13 protein-coding genes, 1 tRNA gene and 1 rRNA gene are annotated in these 16,352 nt (G+C 74.6%); 8 read left to right on the forward strand and 7 right to left on the reverse strand.

The window, feature by feature from the left end:
* The 4 genes from rrf to DEJ23_RS13015 all read left to right on the forward strand — a co-directional run.
* A 5S ribosomal RNA gene (gene rrf, locus DEJ23_RS13000) occupies positions 1–106 on the forward strand; the annotation flags it as partial.
* A gap of 108 nt (positions 107–214) precedes the next feature.
* On the forward strand, positions 215–1,702 hold the full coding sequence (gene gltX, locus DEJ23_RS13005) for a glutamate--tRNA ligase (RefSeq protein WP_111240673.1): 1,488 nt from the start codon (positions 215–217) through the stop codon (positions 1,700–1,702).
* A gap of 10 nt (positions 1,703–1,712) precedes the next feature.
* Positions 1,713–2,675, forward strand: a complete 963-nt coding sequence (locus DEJ23_RS13010; RefSeq protein ID WP_375342280.1) for an NAD(P)/FAD-dependent oxidoreductase — start codon at positions 1,713–1,715, stop codon at positions 2,673–2,675.
* A 45-nt stretch (positions 2,676–2,720) separates the two neighbouring features.
* Positions 2,721–2,792 (forward strand) — tRNA-Gln (locus tag DEJ23_RS13015).
* A gap of 221 nt (positions 2,793–3,013) precedes the next feature.
* Here DEJ23_RS13015 and DEJ23_RS13020 read toward each other — a convergent pair.
* A complete protein-coding gene (locus DEJ23_RS13020) occupies positions 3,014–3,892 on the reverse strand; it encodes a glycoside hydrolase family 16 protein (RefSeq protein WP_181429261.1) in 879 nt (292 codons plus the stop codon).
* Entirely contained in the window at positions 3,882–6,077 is a 2,196-nt protein-coding gene (locus tag DEJ23_RS13025; protein ID WP_111240675.1) for a hypothetical protein, read from the reverse strand. Before DEJ23_RS13025 ends, DEJ23_RS13020 begins: the two co-directional genes overlap by 11 nt.
* Positions 6,078–6,386: 309 nt before the next feature.
* On the opposite strand from DEJ23_RS13025, the gene DEJ23_RS13030 reads away from it, so the two are divergent.
* From DEJ23_RS13030 to DEJ23_RS13040, 3 genes are all read left to right on the forward strand, one after another.
* Complete coding sequence (locus DEJ23_RS13030) at positions 6,387–7,730, forward strand: glycosyltransferase family 2 protein (RefSeq protein ID WP_258375533.1); 1,344 nt, start codon at positions 6,387–6,389, stop codon at positions 7,728–7,730.
* A gap of 406 nt (positions 7,731–8,136) precedes the next feature.
* Positions 8,137–8,961, forward strand: a complete 825-nt coding sequence (locus tag DEJ23_RS13035) for a glycosyltransferase family 2 protein (RefSeq protein WP_111240676.1) — start codon at positions 8,137–8,139, stop codon at positions 8,959–8,961.
* A complete protein-coding gene (locus tag DEJ23_RS13040) occupies positions 8,958–9,923 on the forward strand; it encodes a glycosyltransferase family 2 protein (RefSeq protein WP_111240677.1) in 966 nt (321 codons plus the stop codon). The genes DEJ23_RS13035 and DEJ23_RS13040 overlap by 4 nt, the downstream gene beginning before the upstream one ends.
* Positions 9,924–10,011: 88 nt before the next feature.
* Here the strand turns inward: DEJ23_RS13040 and DEJ23_RS13045 are convergent, their stop codons facing one another.
* The 5 genes from DEJ23_RS13045 to DEJ23_RS13065 all read right to left on the reverse strand — a co-directional run bounded on the left by DEJ23_RS13045 (position 10,012) and on the right by DEJ23_RS13065 (position 15,512).
* Positions 10,012–11,280, reverse strand: a complete 1,269-nt coding sequence (locus DEJ23_RS13045; RefSeq protein ID WP_181429262.1) for a glycosyltransferase family 4 protein — start codon at positions 11,278–11,280, stop codon at positions 10,012–10,014.
* The gene (locus DEJ23_RS13050; RefSeq protein ID WP_111240679.1) at positions 11,277–12,803 is read right to left on the reverse strand and encodes a lipopolysaccharide biosynthesis protein; all 1,527 of its coding nucleotides are present in this window, start codon (positions 12,801–12,803) and stop codon (positions 11,277–11,279) included. Before DEJ23_RS13050 ends, DEJ23_RS13045 begins: the two co-directional genes overlap by 4 nt.
* Positions 12,800–13,714 (reverse strand): beta-1,6-N-acetylglucosaminyltransferase, encoded by a 915-nt coding sequence (locus tag DEJ23_RS13055; protein WP_111240680.1) that lies wholly within the window; start codon positions 13,712–13,714, stop codon positions 12,800–12,802. Before DEJ23_RS13055 ends, DEJ23_RS13050 begins: the two co-directional genes overlap by 4 nt.
* 142 nt (positions 13,715–13,856) lie before the next feature.
* The gene (locus DEJ23_RS13060; protein ID WP_111240681.1) at positions 13,857–14,090 is read right to left on the reverse strand and encodes a hypothetical protein; all 234 of its coding nucleotides are present in this window, start codon (positions 14,088–14,090) and stop codon (positions 13,857–13,859) included.
* 78 nt (positions 14,091–14,168) lie between these two features.
* Positions 14,169–15,512, reverse strand: a complete 1,344-nt coding sequence (locus DEJ23_RS13065) for a glycosyltransferase family 2 protein (RefSeq protein WP_181429263.1) — start codon at positions 15,510–15,512, stop codon at positions 14,169–14,171.
* A 172-nt stretch (positions 15,513–15,684) separates the two neighbouring features.
* Between DEJ23_RS13065 and DEJ23_RS13070 the strand changes: the two genes are divergently transcribed.
* Positions 15,685–16,317: an MBL fold metallo-hydrolase gene (locus DEJ23_RS13070; RefSeq protein WP_111240720.1), complete on the forward strand. Its 633-nt coding sequence runs from the start codon at positions 15,685–15,687 to the stop codon at positions 16,315–16,317.
* Positions 16,318–16,352: the final 35 nt, after the last annotated feature.

Here is a 16,352-nt window from a genome sequence, read left to right on the forward strand (position 1 = left end):
TAGCGAGAGGGAAACGCCCGGTCACATTCCGAACCCGGAAGCTAAGCCTCTCAGCGCCGATGGTACTGCAAGGGGGACCTTGTGGGAGAGTAGGACGCCGCCGGACTCAACCTTCGCAACACCAGGAAACCCCTGACCATCACCGGTCAGGGGTTTCCTGCGTTCCCGGGGGAGCATGATCCGTCGGAGGCGACGCCGGTAGGATCGGAGCGTCATGACTGCGCCATTCACCACCGCCACCGGCTCCGACATCCGAGTCCGTTTCTGCCCGAGCCCGACGGGGACCCCGCACGTGGGGCTCATCCGGACCGCGCTCTTCAACTGGGCGTACGCGCGCCACAACGGCGGCAAGCTCGTCTTCCGCATCGAGGACACCGACGCTGCCCGCGACAGCGAGGAGTCGTACCAGCAGATCCTCGATGCGCTTCGGTGGCTCCGGCTCGACTGGGACGAGGGCGTCGAGGCCGGGGGCCCCCACGGTCCCTACCGGCAGTCGGAGCGCTCGGATGTGTACGACGAGGTGATCGCGAAGCTGAAGGCCTCCGGTCACGTGTACGAGTCGTACGTCACCCCGGAGGAGATGGAGGCCCGCAACAGGGCCGCCGGACGGGACCCGAAGCAGGGCTACGACAACCACGAGCGCGACCTCACCGAGGCCGAGCGCCAGGCGTTCCGGGACGAGGGGCGGCAGCCCGCGCTGCGACTGCGTGTGCCCGACCGTGACCTCAGCTTCGACGACCTGGTGCGCGGCGAGATCACCTTCAAGAAGGGGACCTTCCCCGACTTCGTCGTGGTGCGCCCGAACGGCAAGCCCCTGTACACCTTCACGAACCCGGTGGACGACGCGCTGATGGGCATCACGCACGTGCTCCGCGGTGAGGACCTGCTCTCGTCGACGCCGCGGCAGATCGCCCTGTACGAGGCACTGTACGAGGTCGGCGTCGCCGAGTTCATCCCGCTCTTCGGGCACCTGCCGTACGTGATGGGCGAGGGCAACAAGAAGCTCTCGAAGCGCGACCCCGAGTCGAACCTCTTCCACCACCGCGCCGCGGGCATGGTGCCGGAGGGACTCCTCAACTACCTGGCGCTGCTCGGGTGGTCGATCGGCCCGGACCGCGACGTGTTCTCCTCCGAGGAGATGGTCGCCGCGTTCGACGTCGTCGACGTGAACCCGAACCCGGCCCGCTTCGACCACAAGAAGGCCGAGGCGATCAACGGGGACCACATCCGTCGCCTCGACGCGGACGACTTCCGGGGGCGCCTCGTGCCGTACCTGTCGGACTTCCTGTCCGAGCCCCTGACGGCCGAGCAGGAGCGTGTGCTGAGCGAGGCCGCCCCGCTGGTGCAGGAGCGCATGCAGCTCCTCGGCGAGGCCCCGGGCATGCTCGGCTTCCTGTTCACCGACGACGACGCCCTCGTCGTCGAGGACGACGCCCTCGTCACCCTCAAGGCCGACGCCGGCGACGTCCTCCGCGCCGGCGTGCGCGCGCTCGAGGACGTCACCGACTGGTCGACCGCGTCGATCGAGACCGCCCTGCGCGATGCCCTGATCGACGGCATGGGGCTCAAGCCGCGCCTGGCGTTCGGGCCGTTGCGCGTCGCGGTGTCGGGGCGTCGTGTGAGCCCGCCGCTGTTCGAGTCCATGGAGATCCTGGGCAAGGACTCCACGCTGACGCGACTCCGTCGCCTCGCGGGCCGCTGACGCGACCGTGGTGACCTCCGTGGGGGAACCCGCCGCCGACGCCGTCCTGTCGGTCGACGTCGCGGTGATCGGTGCCGGGCCGGCCGGGTTGAGCGCGGCGCTCAACCTGGTCCGTGCCCGCCGCACGGTGCTGCTCGTCGACGCCAACCGGCCGCGGAACGCCGCCACGCTGCGGTCGCACGGGTTCATCACGCGCGACGGCGTCTCCCCGCTCGAGCTCCGCAGGCTCGGGCGTGACGAGGTCGCCGGGTACCCGGAGGCCACGGTCGTGCAGTCCGTCGTCGACCGGGTGGCGCGCGAGGGCGGCGCATGGACCGTGCACGGCACCTGGCGTGGCACGGAGCTGGACGCCCGTGCGCGTTCCGTCGTGGTCGCGACGGGACTGCGCGAGGAGTTCCCCGCGTTCCCGTCCCTCAGGGCGTTCTACGGCACCTCCGTCCACAGCTGCGTGGAGTGCGACGGGTACGAGCACTCCGGCGCACCGCTGGCGTTCCTGTGCGAGACCGCCGACGTCGTCGACCGCGCCCTGCTGGTGGCGACGTGGACGGACGACCTGGTGGTCTACACGAACGCTGCTGCCGTCCTCGACGACCGTGCACGGGCTCGCCTGGCCGCCGCGGGGGTCGGCCTCGACGAGCGCCCCGTCGCCGACCTCGAGGGGGACCGCAACGGGCTGACGGGCGTCCGTCTGGCGGACGGCGACGTGCGGGCCCACACGGGCGCGTTCGTCCGGCCACGCTGGCACGCGGACCTCGACTGGATCGAGGCCCGGCTGGACCGCGACGCCGACGGACTCGTGCGCGTCGACCGGCTCGGTCGGACGGGTGTCGCCGGGCTGTACGCGGTGGGCGACGTCACGCCGCCGGGACCCGAACAGCTCGTCGTGGCTGCCGGTCACGGCGCGGTGACGGCCGCTGCGGTGCACCGCGACCTGGTGAGTGGTCTCGAAGACCTCCGGGATGCTGTACAGTAGTTGATCGTGCCCCGGACAACGGGGAACGAAGGCCGACAGGCCTTTTGGGGTATGGTGTAATTGGCAACACAGCGGTTTCTGGTACCGTCGTTCTTGGTTCGAGTCCAGGTACCCCAGCTCGAGAAAGGCCCCCGGGACATCCCGGGGGCCTTTCGCGTTGTCGGAGCAGGTGCCGGCGTCCGCGGGTGCGTCCGAGCGGCAGCGGACGGGCCGGGCGTCGTCCTGGCTCGTGACGCGACCGAGGCGACCGCACGCGGTCCCCGAGGGCCTGACACGCCCGAGTTGCTGACCGAGGCGGGATCCGACCGAGGTCGACCGAGGGCACCGACGCCGTGTGCTCAGCCGGCCTGCCGGTACGCGACCACCCAGTCGACGAGCACGTGCCCGTCCGACTCCACGGGGACCTGCTCGTCGTCGATGGTCGTCTCCGCCTGCAGGGTCACCCGCATCGGGACGGTCGGCACCGCTCCGGTCGTGCTGGCCACCAGGCGGTCGTCCCACCAGAAGCGGACGGCGTCGGCGGTCCACTCGACCGTGGCGACGTGCCAGTCGTGCTGGCCGCCGGGGAGCACCGGAGCGTCCTCGGGCAGGAAGGTCATCCTCCCCGTCGCGGTGTCGTAGCTGCCGGGCACGGCGGACACCGGCCGGACGCCCCCGCCCAGGTCGCCCTCGGGCCAGTCGATCTCGCCGTCGTTCCAGTCGCCGGACTCCGGCCAGAGGATCATCACGAACTTGTAGCCGGGGGCGTCGTCGGCCCGGTAGCGGATCGAGACACGCTGGTGCGCGTAGGACCGGTACCCGGCAGGCAGCACCGTCGCGACGAGCGGTTGGCCGCCCTCGGATCGCAGGTGGAGGTCGAGGACGGAGTCGTGCACCGAGACGACCTCGTCCGGGTGGTAGAGCCCCTTGCCCGAGGTGTCACGGATGCCGGTGTACTGGGCCATCGCCGGGTACACCGCGAGGAGCGATCCGTGCGCGGCGTCGCGGTCGAAGTCCTCCGCGAGGTAGGGGATCCAGCGCACGTCGCCGGACTCGTGGGGCCCGGTCGGCATGCGGTCCGCCCGGGCCTGCTCCGAGCGGCGTCCGGACGTCGGGAGCACGACGGCGGCCGTCCCGCCGAGCGCGGCGGCGCCGATGACGCCCGCGACGACCACGCCGCGCCGCAGCACCGCACGGCGCGAGGGCGTGTGGTGCCGGGCACCGGGCTCATGCTGCACGGGCGACCTCGTACACGCGCACCCCGTCGCGGTCGTAGCGGAGGACCCCCTCGGCGGCGACCGAGCGCTCCATGCCATCGACCTCGGCGCCGGTGAGGACGCCGCGTCCGACGACGTCGGCACGCTGGGCGTCGGAGAACACGAACCAGGCGTCACCGCCGTGCGAGCGGTCGACGACCGACCGGCCCAGGTCCGCCGGTGTCATGCCGTCGGGGAACCAGGCCGTCGTGTCCGCCAGGGACGCGACCTGCCCCCAGTGCTGCAGGTAGGCCGGGTAGTCGGCGCCGATGATCGCCGGGAAGGCGCCGACGGTGGTGAGCGTGTCGTCGGCGGTGAACCGACCGTCGAGCCAGCGTGCGGCGGCCACGTCGCCCGCCGGGGTCTGGTTGGCCTGCTCCGCCTGGAAGGTCGTGCCGACGAACAGCACCGTCGTCGCGGTCACCAGCGCGGCGGTCCCGGCGAGCCGCCAGCGGCGACCGTGCAGGGCGTGCGCCGCCGCGATCGCCAGGAACGGCGCCGAGAACAGGACGACGCGGAACTTCGCCTCGCCCCCGTAGCTCTGGCCGAGCACGAGCACGACGGGGCAGGCCGCGAGCCAGAGCACCAGGAGCGCACGGTGGCCGTGTCCGGCGCGGACCAGGCGGACGAGTCCGATGACGGCGACGAGCGCGACGATCGCGGTGAGCGCGAGCACGCCCCTGCTCTGCAGGGTGGTCGCGAGGGAGGGGATCGCGATCGACGTCGACGCGGCGGTGACGTTGCCCACCGGGTCGAAGCCCGTCGTCAGACCGAACTTCTCCTGCACGTAGTCGAGGTTCGGCAGCAGGTACAGCAGCGGGGCCGCCGCGACCGGGAGCGCCGTCCACCACGGCCGGACGACCCCGATGACGACGAGCGGCGCGAGCGCGGCGACGAGCACGAACGGGGTGAGCTGGTGCGACGCGGTGATGACGGCCTGCAGCAGGACGACGAGCACGACCGCCGTGACCGTCGCGGTCCGGGTGACCGGCGCCGCCGGTGGGACGACCGGTCCGCGTCGGGCACGGAGGAGCCTGCCGACACCGCCGACGATCCCCCGACCGATCGCGTTCGGGCTGCCGCGGAGCGTCGTGGTGACGACGAGCACGGCGGCGAGGAAGAGTGCGAACGCGAGGGCCTGGGGGGAGTAGTAGTCCTGCCCGACCCAGTTCGCGACGCTGAAGAGCACGGCGGCGGTGACGGCCCAGCGGCCGCGCAGACCCAGCGCCCTGGCGATCCCGTACACGAGGGCGCCGTCGAGCAGGGCGAACGCCACCTCGACGAAGCGCACCGGCGCAGCGGCGTCGAGGTGGCCGGTCGCGGACCCGAGGAAGGCGCTCACCGCGAAGAACCCCGGCCAGCGGTTGTAGATGTCGATCGTCGGGTCGACGGTGCCGTGCTGCTGGATGTACGCGGTGACCGCGATGTGCTTGAACACCCACGGGGGGCGCGGCTCGGCGGCCACGAGGTTCGCCGTGCCGTACACGACGACGACGAGCACGGCGGCCGATGCGGTGCGGAGCGCCGCGGGGAAGCGGCGGTCCACCAGCGCGACGACGGTCACGGCGAGGACCGCCCCGGCGCCGAGCCACCACGAGGGGCCGACGGCGGTGAGCAGCCCCCACTCGCCGAGGCCGGTCGCGTCGGTCCGCGCGGTCCCGACGGCCCAGAGCGCGACCCCGGTCGACAGGACGCCGCCACCGACCACGAGCCGCACGGCCGTGCCCTCGTGACGGGCCCGCCACGCGGCGCGGACGGCGCCGGTCGTCGTGACGCGCTCACCGGAGCGGACGGCGACCACCCCGTGCGCCAGGGCCGCCCACCCGCTCACGACGAGGACGAGGCCGGCGGCGGGAGCGGGGGCCCAGTGGTCCGCCCACACCATGGCGAGCGCGACGACGGCGTCCACGGCGACGCTCGTCGCGACGACGAGCGCGGCACGCCCGACCGGCTCCGTGCGCCGCAGCGGCCGCACGACGGCGAGACCCGGGACGACCAGGAGCGCGGTGAGCACGACGACCGTCTGCACGCCGCCCGTCGAACCCGTCGCCAGCAGGGCCGTCGCGACGAACGCGAGCGCCGCCGCGACCAGGGCCGGCGCGGGGGAGCGGGGGATCCGGTGTGCCTGCCGGAGCGACACCCGGGTCGGGGTGGTGGTCGCGGTCACAGTGCGACCGCCGGGGTCGTACGACGCATCGGGCGTTCCTTCGTGTCGGGTGCCGCTCGCCGCCGTCGGCGACGCGGTGCGACCGGCGGCGCCGGCGGCGCGGGCGGACCGACCCTGCGGGCAGGTCCGGCGGCGTGTGCTGGAACGGTAACCAGCGGCGCGACCGCCCGACGAGGGCCGCGACCGGGTTGTGCGGGTGCCCTGCGGCATTGCGGCATCGCGCACACGGCGAGCGGGCGGAGCGGGCGAAACCGCACGCTCGCCGCACCGGCGTTGACGACCGGTCGAGCCCCCGGTGACGGTGGGACCATGACCCACACCGCCCCGCGCCCGTCGCCGTCCCGCCTCGTGCTCGAGCGCACGATGGCGAGCCCGGAGCCGCCGACGTGGCCCGGCGCCGTCTGGGTCGGCGCCGTCGACGCGCAGGACGTGCCCGTCGGCCACGAGCGGATCGTGCTCGCCGACGCCTCCGGGCACCGGACGGCCCGGCTCCTCGTCCGCGAGGGCACCGCGCCCCGCGGGTTCGTGGACCTGTCCGTCGACGCGGACGGCACGGTCGACGCCGCCGAACTGCGCGCCGCGGTCGCCAGGCTCCCCGCCGCCGAGCACCCGCCGGTCCCCGTCCGGCTCCCGAGCACGAGCGTCGTGCTCTGCACCCGGGACCGTGCCGACCAACTCGCCGAGGCCCTGCGGTCCGTGCTCGCCCTCGACCACCCCGACCTCGAGGTCGTCGTCGTCGACAACGCCCCCTCGGACGACGCGACGCGCCGCCTCGTCACCGCACCCGGTACCGACCCCCGGGTCCGGTACGTGCTCGAGCCGGTCCCCGGGCTCTCGAGCGCCCGGAACGCGGGTGTCCGTGCCGCCCGGGGCGAGGTCGTCGCGTTCACGGACGACGACGTCGTGGTCGACCGGGGCTGGCTCCGTGCCGTCGCGTCCGGCTTCGCCCGCGGCGAGGACGTCGTCTGCGTGAGCGGGCTCGTCGCGAGCGGCGAGCTGCGCACGCCGGCCCAGCGCTGGTTCGACGAGCGCGTCACCTGGTCGCGGAACCTGGTGCCGCGCGTCTTCCGGCTCGCCACGCCACCGACGGACCGCCCACTGTTCCCGTTCTCGGTGGGGGACTACGGCACGGGCGCGAACTTCGCGATGCGTCGCGAGGCCGTCCTCGCGCTCGGCGGCTTCGACGAGGCGCTCGGCGTCGGCACGGCGACCGGCGGGGGCGAGGACATCGACATGTTCGCCCGCGTGGTCCTCGGCGGGGCCGCGCTCGTCGTCGAGCCCTCCGCGCTCGTCTGGCACCGCCACCGCGCCGACGTCGCCGCGCTGCGGACGCAGGCCGTCGGGTACGGCACCGGCCTCGGTGCGTGGCTCACCAAGACCGCCATGCGACCGCGGACGCTCGGCCTGGCGCTGGTCCGTGCGCCGCGTGCGCTCCGCCACCTCCTCGCCGGTCCCGTCACGCCGGTCGTCGACGCCGCGGGGGGCGCCGCCGCCACGGCTCCCGTCCGCACGGCCGGCGACGCCGCCTTCGACCGTGAGGTCGCCGCCGTGCGGGGCGTCGAGCTCCGCGCCGTCGTCCGTGGCGTCGTGCGGTACGCGCGGTCCCGTCGCACGGTCCGCGCACGTGCCGCGGCCGCCCGCCGGACCGCCTGACCACGCCCCCACGAGCGTCCGACTCCGCGGTCCGGACCGCGTACCGGACGGGAGGCCCGTAGCGCGCTCGGACCGTGCCTCCCGTCCGCCGGACACGCTGTCCGGAGGTGCGGCGCGGCGTCCGCGCGGCGCCGGGCGGACCGTTCCGTGCACCGGCGGGATCCGCGTCCTGTTGCGGGTTTCCGTATCCGCCGTGGCGGGTCCGCAACCCACTCCGCCCTGCATTGACCGACGGCGCCGGCCCCGACGAAGGTGGGAACGCCCAGGGAACGGCGTACCCCCGTTCCGGACGGCCGCCGAGGCCACCGAAGGACCTCGCCGCCGGAAGCTCCACGTCTCCCCGTCGCCCACCCAGCGCCGGGACCGCGAGACACCGCCACCGCAGCCTGAACCCGACAGGAGCACCATGACCACCACCGTCCGGCCCCGCGACCCCCGCGTCTCGGTCGTCATCCCCGCGAGGAACGAGGCCCGCAACCTCGAGATCATCCTCCCGATGCTGCCGCCCGTGTACGAGGTGATCCTCGTCGACGGCAACTCGGTCGACGACACCATCGCGACCGCGCAGCGCCTCATGCCGTCGATCACGGTCGTGCAGCAGACCCGCAAGGGCAAGGGCAACGCCCTGGCGTGCGGCTTCGAAGCCGTCACCGGCGACGTCGTCGTGATGTTCGACGCCGACTGCTCCGCCGACGCCGCCGAGATCCCGCGCTTCGTGGAGGCCCTCGTCGCCGGCGCCGACGTGGCCAAGGGCACCCGCTACGCCCCCGGTGGTGGCAGCGACGACATCACGATCGTCCGCAGCCTCGGCAACCGCGGGCTCAACCTGCTGTCCAACCTGCTGCTCCGCGCCCGGTACACCGACCTCTGCTACGGCTACAACGCCTTCTGGGCGGACACGCTGCCGACGGTGGGACTGCTGTCGTCGACCCTGCCGCAGCCGTCCGACGGTTCGATGCGCTGGGGCGACGGCTTCGAGATCGAGACGATCCTGACCTGCCGCTGGTCCGCGGCCGGCTTCGCGATCACCGAGGTGCCGAGCCACGAGAAGCTCCGCGTGCACGGCGCCAGCAACCTCAACGCGATCAGCGACGGCATCCGCGTGCTCACGTCGATCGTGCACGAGCGCCGCCGGGCCCGTGAGGCCGCCGCCCGGTCCCGCCTCGCCCCGGTCCCCGCCCGCGTGGTGCCGGAGCCCGTGGCGGTCCTCGACGAGGAAGCCGCGGCGTGACGCTCCCCACGGTCGCGGTCGTCATCTGCGCCTACACGCAGCAGCGCTGGGGCGACCTGCAGGCGGCCGTCGAGTCGGCGAAGCGACAGCCCGAGGCGACCGAGGTCGTCGTCGTCATCGACCACGAACCGGAGCTGCTGCTCCGTGCCGCGGCCCGCTGGCCCGAGCTGCGCGTGGTCGCGAACGCCGAGGAGCGCGGACTCTCCGGAGCGCGGAACACGGGTGTGGAGCTCGCAGGGTCCGACGTCGTCGCGTTCCTCGACGACGACGCGGCGGCCGACCCCGACTGGCTGGCGCACCTGGTCGAGGCGCTCGACCTGCCCGACGTCGTGGGCGTCGGCGGGCGTGCCACCCCGTCGTGGCCCGACGTCACCGGGGCCGGGCCGTACCCGGACGAACTGCTGTGGATCGTCGGCTGCAGCTACACCGGCCTGCCCACCGCGGCCGGCGACGTCCGCAACGTCATCGGGTCGAGCATGGCGTTCCGGCGGGACGTCCTGCTCGCCGCCGGAGGCTTCCGGTCCGGCATCGGTCGGGTCGGGAACCAGCCGCTCGGCTGCGAGGAGACGGAGCTCTGCATCCGGATCGCCCAGATGCGTCCGGAGGCGCGGATCCGCTACGAGCCGCGGTCGAACGTGTCGCACCGGGTCTCGCCGGACCGGGTCTCGATGCGGTACGTCCGTCGGCGCAGCTACTACGAGGGCATCTCGAAGGCCGTCCTGAGCCGTCGTGTCGGCGCGAAGGACTCGCTCTCGAGCGAGAGCACCTACCTGACCCGGGTGCTGCCGGGCGCGCTGCTCCGCGAGCTCGGGGCGGTCGGTCGGGGCGGCGGCGTCCGAGCCCTCGCGATCGTGACGAGCGTCGTCGCGACCGTCGCCGGGTACGCCGTCGGCCGGACCCTCGGCGCCGTCGTGGTCCGCACGCCGGCAGCGGCACCCGTGCCCGAACGCGTCGACGCCTGACGCGTCCCCCGGACCCCCCGCGCTGTGCACCCGGGGCGGCGGCACCGGCCCGGCGCCGGTGCCTCCGCGCGCTTCCCGGACGTCGGCGTCAGCGCCGCGCGTGCTCGCGCAGCGTGCGCAGCAGCGCCGTGACGTGCTGGTGCCGTCCGTGGTGGTCCCGCACGAACGCCCGGGCGCGCTCGCCGAGCGCGGGACTGTCGAGCGCCTCGTCGAGGGCGTCGACGACGACCCGCGCGAGGGCGTCGGTGTCCTCGGGGTCGACGGTGAACCGAGCCCACCCGTCGGCGAGGATCTCGCCGGTGCCCCCGGTGGCCGCGGCCACGACGGGGACGCCGGCGGACATCGCCTCGACCACCGTGCGGCCGAACCCCTCGGGCTCGATGGACGGTGCGACGACGAGGTCGGCGGCGTGCAGGAGCGGGACCACGTCGTCGCGCTCGGGCAGCACGAGCACGGAGCCCGACGGCAGCGCGGCCACGGCTCGGCGCACCGCCGCGTCCTCACCGGGCAGCATCGCGCCGGCCAGGACGAGCAACGGACGCTCCCGCTGGTCGTGCTGCGACCCGCCGGACCGGCCGACGGGGCCGGAGGCGACCGGCTGTCGGACGTCGGCGGCGTCGAGGACGTGTCGCCACGCCTCCAGGAGGGCGAGCACGCCCTTCGCCCGCGTGAGGCGCCCGTAGTACAGCACCGCTCGGGCGTCCGGCGCGATCCCGAACGTCTCGCGCGCGCGCAGGCGGTCCGCCGCGGACGCCGCGGGGAAGGCCGCGGCGTCGACGCCGTTCGGCACGACGCTGATCCGGTCCGTGGGCACCCCGACGTCCGCCCATGCGCGGGCCATCGTCCGCGACACGGCCGCGAAGTGCGTCCGTCCGCGAGCGAGCGGCGCGACCCGGCGGTAGTTGGGTGCGTGGTGCAGGTGCACGACGAGCGGGACGCCGGCCAGCACCGACACGACGCGTCCCCACGGCAGGTGCTCCGGCCGGTTCAACCAGACCACGTCGGGGCGCTCGCTCCGCAACCGCAGCCCGTCGCGGGCGAACCGGGCGACGTCGCGGAGCGCGCTGCGGACGCCGAAGCGCTGGTCCCCGATCGACCGCAGCGTCACGCCGAGGGCCCGGAACGGTGCCTCCGGCGCGTCAGTGGTCTCCGTCGCGTCGTCGGCGACCGGCCGGGAGGGACGGTGCCAGACCGACACGGTGTGTCCCGCCGCGACGAGCTCGCGGGTGTCCTCGAGGACGCACCGCTCGACACCGCCGGTGAGCGCGAGCCCGCCCGTGACGACCGCGACACGCAGCCGTCGGTCCGTGCCGTCGCCGGTGGGCGCGGAGCGGCTCGGCCGTGCTGCGGCGCTCACCGGGAGCCTCCGCGCGCTGCGCGGAGCCGCTGGACGAACCAGGGCAGGCACGCGAGGACGCCGACCACCCGCACGACGTTCCAGACGACGTCCTGCGGCGCGAGGAGGGACGCCGCGGCGAGGAGCACCGCGGGCACGACGACGAGGACCACCCGGCGTCCGGGCCCGCGCCACTCGCGTCGGTCGGGCAGTGCCGCCTGCTGGAGCACGGCGAGCACCGCGTAGGCCACGACCGTGGACAGTCCGGCACCGGCGATGCCGAGCGGCGGCACGAGGAGCAGGTTCGCGCCGATGTTCACCACGCCCGCGACGGCGGCGATGACCCCCACCGCGACGCCGCGGCGCTCGACCAGGAGCAGACGACCGGTGGCACCGCTCGCCACGACCGGGAAGGCGGTGAGGGCGACGACGAACACGACGACCGTGAGCTCCTGCACCCGGTACGACGCGGGCGCCAGGACCGGCAGCGCCACGGGGGAGACGAGGGTGACCGCGAGCAGCACCGGTGCCAGGAGCAGGTAGAGCTCGTCGCGGGCGTGCATCGCGAGCCGGCGTCGGGCGACGGCGTCGCGGAGCGCGGCGAAGTGCGGGGCCCAGGCACCGTTCGTGAAGGTCAGCAGCAGGATGACCGCGGAACCCACGACGTAGGCGATCTGGTAGCGGGCCACCTCGTCCGGTCCGAGCAACCGCTGCACGATGATGCGGTCGCCGGCGTTGAGCACGAAGTACGACAGGTTGCCGAGGGCGATCGGGACACCGAGCCGGAACGCCCGCGCCGTCGTGGCACGGTCGAACAGCCCGCGGAACCGCGGTCGGACGGCGATGACCCCGATCGTCATCGCGGCACCCTGGGCGACCACGCCGCCCCACGCGTAGGTCGTGGCGTCGGCCTGCACGAGCACGAGGAGCCCCAGGCCGACGAGGGAGCCGCCGACCGAGGACAGCAGGCTCGTGACCGCGAACACGCGGATGCGGTCCTGCGCGACCAGGAGGGCGAGGGACATCTGCACGACGGCGGCGGGCAGCGTCCAGAGCACCGCGACGAGGAGCAGCGGGTGCTCGCCGACGAAGCCGGCGGCGTCGCCCCAGAGCGGGACCGACCCGAGCGCGGCCAGCGTGACGACCGTCGCCAGGACGGCGCCGACGGCGACCAGGCCGCGGGCCTTCCGCTCGTCACCGTCCTCGGCGCGCTGGAGGACCGCGGCCTGGTCGAGTCCGGCCAGGGCGAGCACGCCGAGCGCCTGGTAGAGCGCGATCGCCGAGGCCAGCACACCGAACTCCGACGGCGGCATGAGGTGCGCGAGCACCGGTGAGACGAGCGAGCTGACGACGAGCTGCATCGACCACACGACGACGTAGAGCATGCCCCGGCCGAAGAGCACCGACGCCCCCTGCTGGACGGCGGTGCTGCCGGTGTCGGTGGCGGGCGCGGACGCGGCGCCGGCCGCGTGTCGACCGGAGGGCCGGACCCGTTCGGGTGCCGGGGTGGTGGCGGGCGAGGTGGTGTCGGGCGGGACGGTCACGGGGCGGTCACCTCCGGCTGACGGTGCCGCCGGTGGTGGCGCAGACCGACGGCCGCGTCGACGAGGTCGAGCAGGTCGGCGCTCCTGGCGGTCGAGAACTTGCGGGCGAACAGGTGGGGCGGGCCGTCGTGGCGTGCGGTCCACCGCTCGAGCAGACGTCCGGCGTCCTCGGTACCGAGCCACGGCGGACTCTTCATCCGTGTGCCGTCCCACCCGATGAACCACGGGGAGTGCTCGACGTGCTCCTCGGCGAACCCGGGCACGAGCGCGGGGGACCCCAGGATCGACGGCACGAGGGACTCGTCGGCGATCCACACCCGCCGCCAGAAGCGCACGAGGTCGGGGCGGGCGTCGACGACGTCGACCACGGCGCGGGCGTGCTCGCGGCTGATGAGCTTCATCTGCGACCCGCCGGTCAGGACGACGTCGCGGGGCAGCCGGCGCGGCACCGGCAGGCGCAGCATGTGCTTGCGCCAGGCCCAGTGGCGGTAGCGGAACCGCGCCCAGCCGCCGTTCCGCCAGTCCGGGTGCGGCAGCGGGTGCGTGATGAGGAAGGACCGGCCGCGGTGGGCGTCGAGCAGCGTGCCGATCTCCTCCGGCGTCGCGAGGGGGTAGTCGCTCCCGGTGAGGACGGCGATGTGGCTCGCATCGGTCTGCGCGAGGGCGGCCCGGTAGCCGTTCAGCTCGGCGGCGGCGTTCTCCCACCGGGCCCAGCCGGTCCGGCGGCGGGCGAGCAGGCGGACGCGGGACGGCAGGTCCTCGGTCATCGCTCGGTGCACCGCGTCCGTGGTGCGCACGTCGCAGTGCAGGAACACCGGGAAGGGGTCCAGCGCCTCGACGAGTCGGCGGACCTGCACGGGGTCCTCGTGGGCGAGGACGACGCAGGCGGGTGCCGCGGTGGGGGTGGCCATGACGCGACGCTAACGGCGGCGTTCCGGGGCGGACAAGGCGGTCCGGGGCGGCTGCGGGGATGCGGCGGTTTCCCGCACGGGCCCGCCGTCTGCGCCCGCGGGCCGTCGGTCGTCGGGCCGTCGGTCGTCGGGCCGTCGGTCGTCAGCGCTGCCGACGGAAGCGCGGGCAGTCGCAGAGCGCGCAGTCCGAGCCCGGGCGGTAGTGCTCGTGCGCCTCGTGCTGGTGCCCGCAGACGCACGTCGCGGTGTCGGCCGCGGTACCGGCGGCCTCGTCGCGTTCCTCCGGCACGGCGTCGCCGTGCGGCGGCACGAGCGTCAGCGCCGGGGTCACCGTGTCGAGGACTCCACGGCGCTCCGTGTCGGTGCCCAGCAGCATGCGTCCTCCTCGTGCCCGGCGCACGATCGCCGGGTCGTCCCGATCCTACGGGGACGACCGGGAGCACGACCGCACGGCTCAGCCGGCGTGGAAGCGACCGGCCTCCACGTCGCGCCACCGACGCCGGCTCCGGAACCAGGCAGCCGGTCCGGCGGGGAAGCCGCGCAGCTCGTGGTACGCCAGCGACCGCGGCAGGGGCCCCTGCGCCGGAGCGGTCACCGGGGCGGACCCGCGGCCGGCCGGTGCGGTTGCGCGACCACGTCGCAGCGTGGCGACCACGTCCTTCGCCTTCACCGACACGGCGAGCGGCACCAGCCGCGCCAGCACGGCCGCGTGCCGTCGGTCCTTCGCCACCAGGGCGCACATGAGCGCGGTGAACCCGACCCCGTTGCCGTGCAGCTGCCTGTGCAGCTCCTCGACGGTCCGGCGGTGCCGGTGGTGCACGACCGCCCGCGGCTCGAAGCCGATCCGGCCGCCCCGCCAGAGCGTCTCGACGAACATCGCCAGGTCCTCGCCTCCGCGGGCGGGCGACCCGGCGCCCAAGGTGGTGTCGAACCCGCCGACGGCCTCGAGGAGCTCCCGCCGGAACGCCATGTTCGCGCCGGCGCCGTAGGCACCGATGCCGTAGACGGCGAAGCGCTTCCGGACGGACCCGTCGCCACGCACGGCGGCGACACGTGCGTGACGCATGGTGCCGGGGACGTCGTCGGGCACGATCGTCACCGGGTCGAAGGTGCGCTCGCCGCTGAAGCCGCCGTAGTACGCCTCGTACCAGACCTGCGCGGGGGTGGCGAGCTCGGTCGGCAGGATCACCCCGCTGACGGCGTCGAGCTCGGGTTCGCGGACGAAGCGCTCGCCGAGGGCGCGGAGCCACCGGGGGTCGACCTGCACGTCGTCGTCGGTGAACGCCACGACGTCGCCCCGCGCCGCGGCCACCCCCGCGTTCCGACCGGCCGAGAGCCCGGGGCGGCGTTCGGTCACGAGCCGGACGCCGCGACCGATGAGCAGCGCCGGCAGCGGGTCGTCGGCGGGCACGCGGACGCGGTTGTCGACCACGAGCACCTCGTGCCTGGGGTAGTCGAGGTGCTCGAGCACGTCGAGCAGGCGACCGAGGTCGTCCACGCGGTCGACCACGGTCGACACGACGACGGAGACCGACGGCAGGGCGTCGTCCGGCACGGGCTCGGCCGACACGACGTGCGCCGAGGACGCGGTCGCGAGGGGCACGAGCACACGTGCGGCGTCGGCCGGGTCGCTGGTCAGGGCCACGTCGGCCGTGCACACCGGGTGCCCGTCGCGGTACCCGACGACGAGCGCCGAAGCGCCGGTGCCGTCGGCGACGAGCTCGGGCAGCGGCGCGTCGAGGTCGACCCGGACGACGCGGCGGGGTCCGGGCAGGGCGACGGCGGAGGTGGCGGCCATGGGCTGGACGCTACGGCCGTGCGCCGGCACGGACAACGGCCGGGCCGGACAGTGGCGGGGACGGTGCGGAACACCGCACGGCACGGCCTGACGGGGCCGTGGCGCGGGGACGGAGGGCGCGTGCTGCTCCCGCTCGTCCTCGGTCCGGCACGCCGGGCGTAGGGTCGCCGGCATGGAGGTCACCAAGCTCGAACACGCCTGCCAGATCGTCGCCGAGGGCGAGGCCCGGCTCGTCATCGACCCGGGCGGCTTCACCCGGCCCGTCGACGTCACCGGCGTCGTGGCCGTGGTCGTGACGCACGAGCACCCGGACCACGTGACCGCCGAGCAGCTGCACGGGATCCTCGCCAGGAACCCCGACGCGGTCGTCCTCGGTCCGGCCGGTGTCGCCCGAGCGCTCGCCGACGCCGGGATCGCGGTCGAGGTCGTCACCGACGGCGACCACCGCGAGGTCGGGCCGTTCGCCCTCGACCTGCACGGCGCGCGGCACCAGCTCATCCACTCCTCGGTGCCCGTCGTGGACAACACCGGCGTGCTCGTGAACGGACGGCTCTTCCACCCCGGCGACGCCTACACGGTGCCCGACGTCCCCGTCGAGGTCCTCGCCGCCCCGGTCGGCGCACCCTGGCTCAAGGTCGCCGAGATGATGGACTGGATCGCCGCGATCGGCCCGCGTCGCGCCTACCCGGTGCACGAGGCGACGCTGTCCGAGACCGGGTTCGCCGCGCACGCCGGCCGACAGCGCGAGGCGCTCGGCGACGGTGAGCTCGTGGTGCTGCGGCCCGGTGAGACCCTCACGATCTGACCTCGGCACCCCGGCCGGGAGGCACGCACCGCCGC

Origin of the sequence: Curtobacterium sp. MCSS17_008 (assembly GCF_003234185.1) — a bacterium.
Classification (GTDB): Bacteria; Actinomycetota; Actinomycetes; order Actinomycetales; family Microbacteriaceae; genus Curtobacterium.

Coding starts and splice junctions, on each gene's coding strand:
- gltX (WP_111240673.1), top strand. CDS start 215: ATGACTGCGCCATTCACCACCGCCACCGGCTCCGACATCCGAGTCCGT.
- DEJ23_RS13030 (WP_258375533.1), top strand. CDS start 6,387: ATGACCCACACCGCCCCGCGCCCGTCGCCGTCCCGCCTCGTGCTCGAG.
- DEJ23_RS13035 (WP_111240676.1), top strand. CDS start 8,137: ATGACCACCACCGTCCGGCCCCGCGACCCCCGCGTCTCGGTCGTCATC.
- DEJ23_RS13055 (WP_111240680.1), bottom strand. CDS start 13,714: ATGGCCACCCCCACCGCGGCACCCGCCTGCGTCGTCCTCGCCCACGAG.
- DEJ23_RS13060 (WP_111240681.1), bottom strand. CDS start 14,090: ATGCTGCTGGGCACCGACACGGAGCGCCGTGGAGTCCTCGACACGGTG.
- DEJ23_RS13065 (WP_181429263.1), bottom strand. CDS start 15,512: ATGGCCGCCACCTCCGCCGTCGCCCTGCCCGGACCCCGCCGCGTCGTC.
- DEJ23_RS13070 (WP_111240720.1), top strand. CDS start 15,685: ATGGAGGTCACCAAGCTCGAACACGCCTGCCAGATCGTCGCCGAGGGC.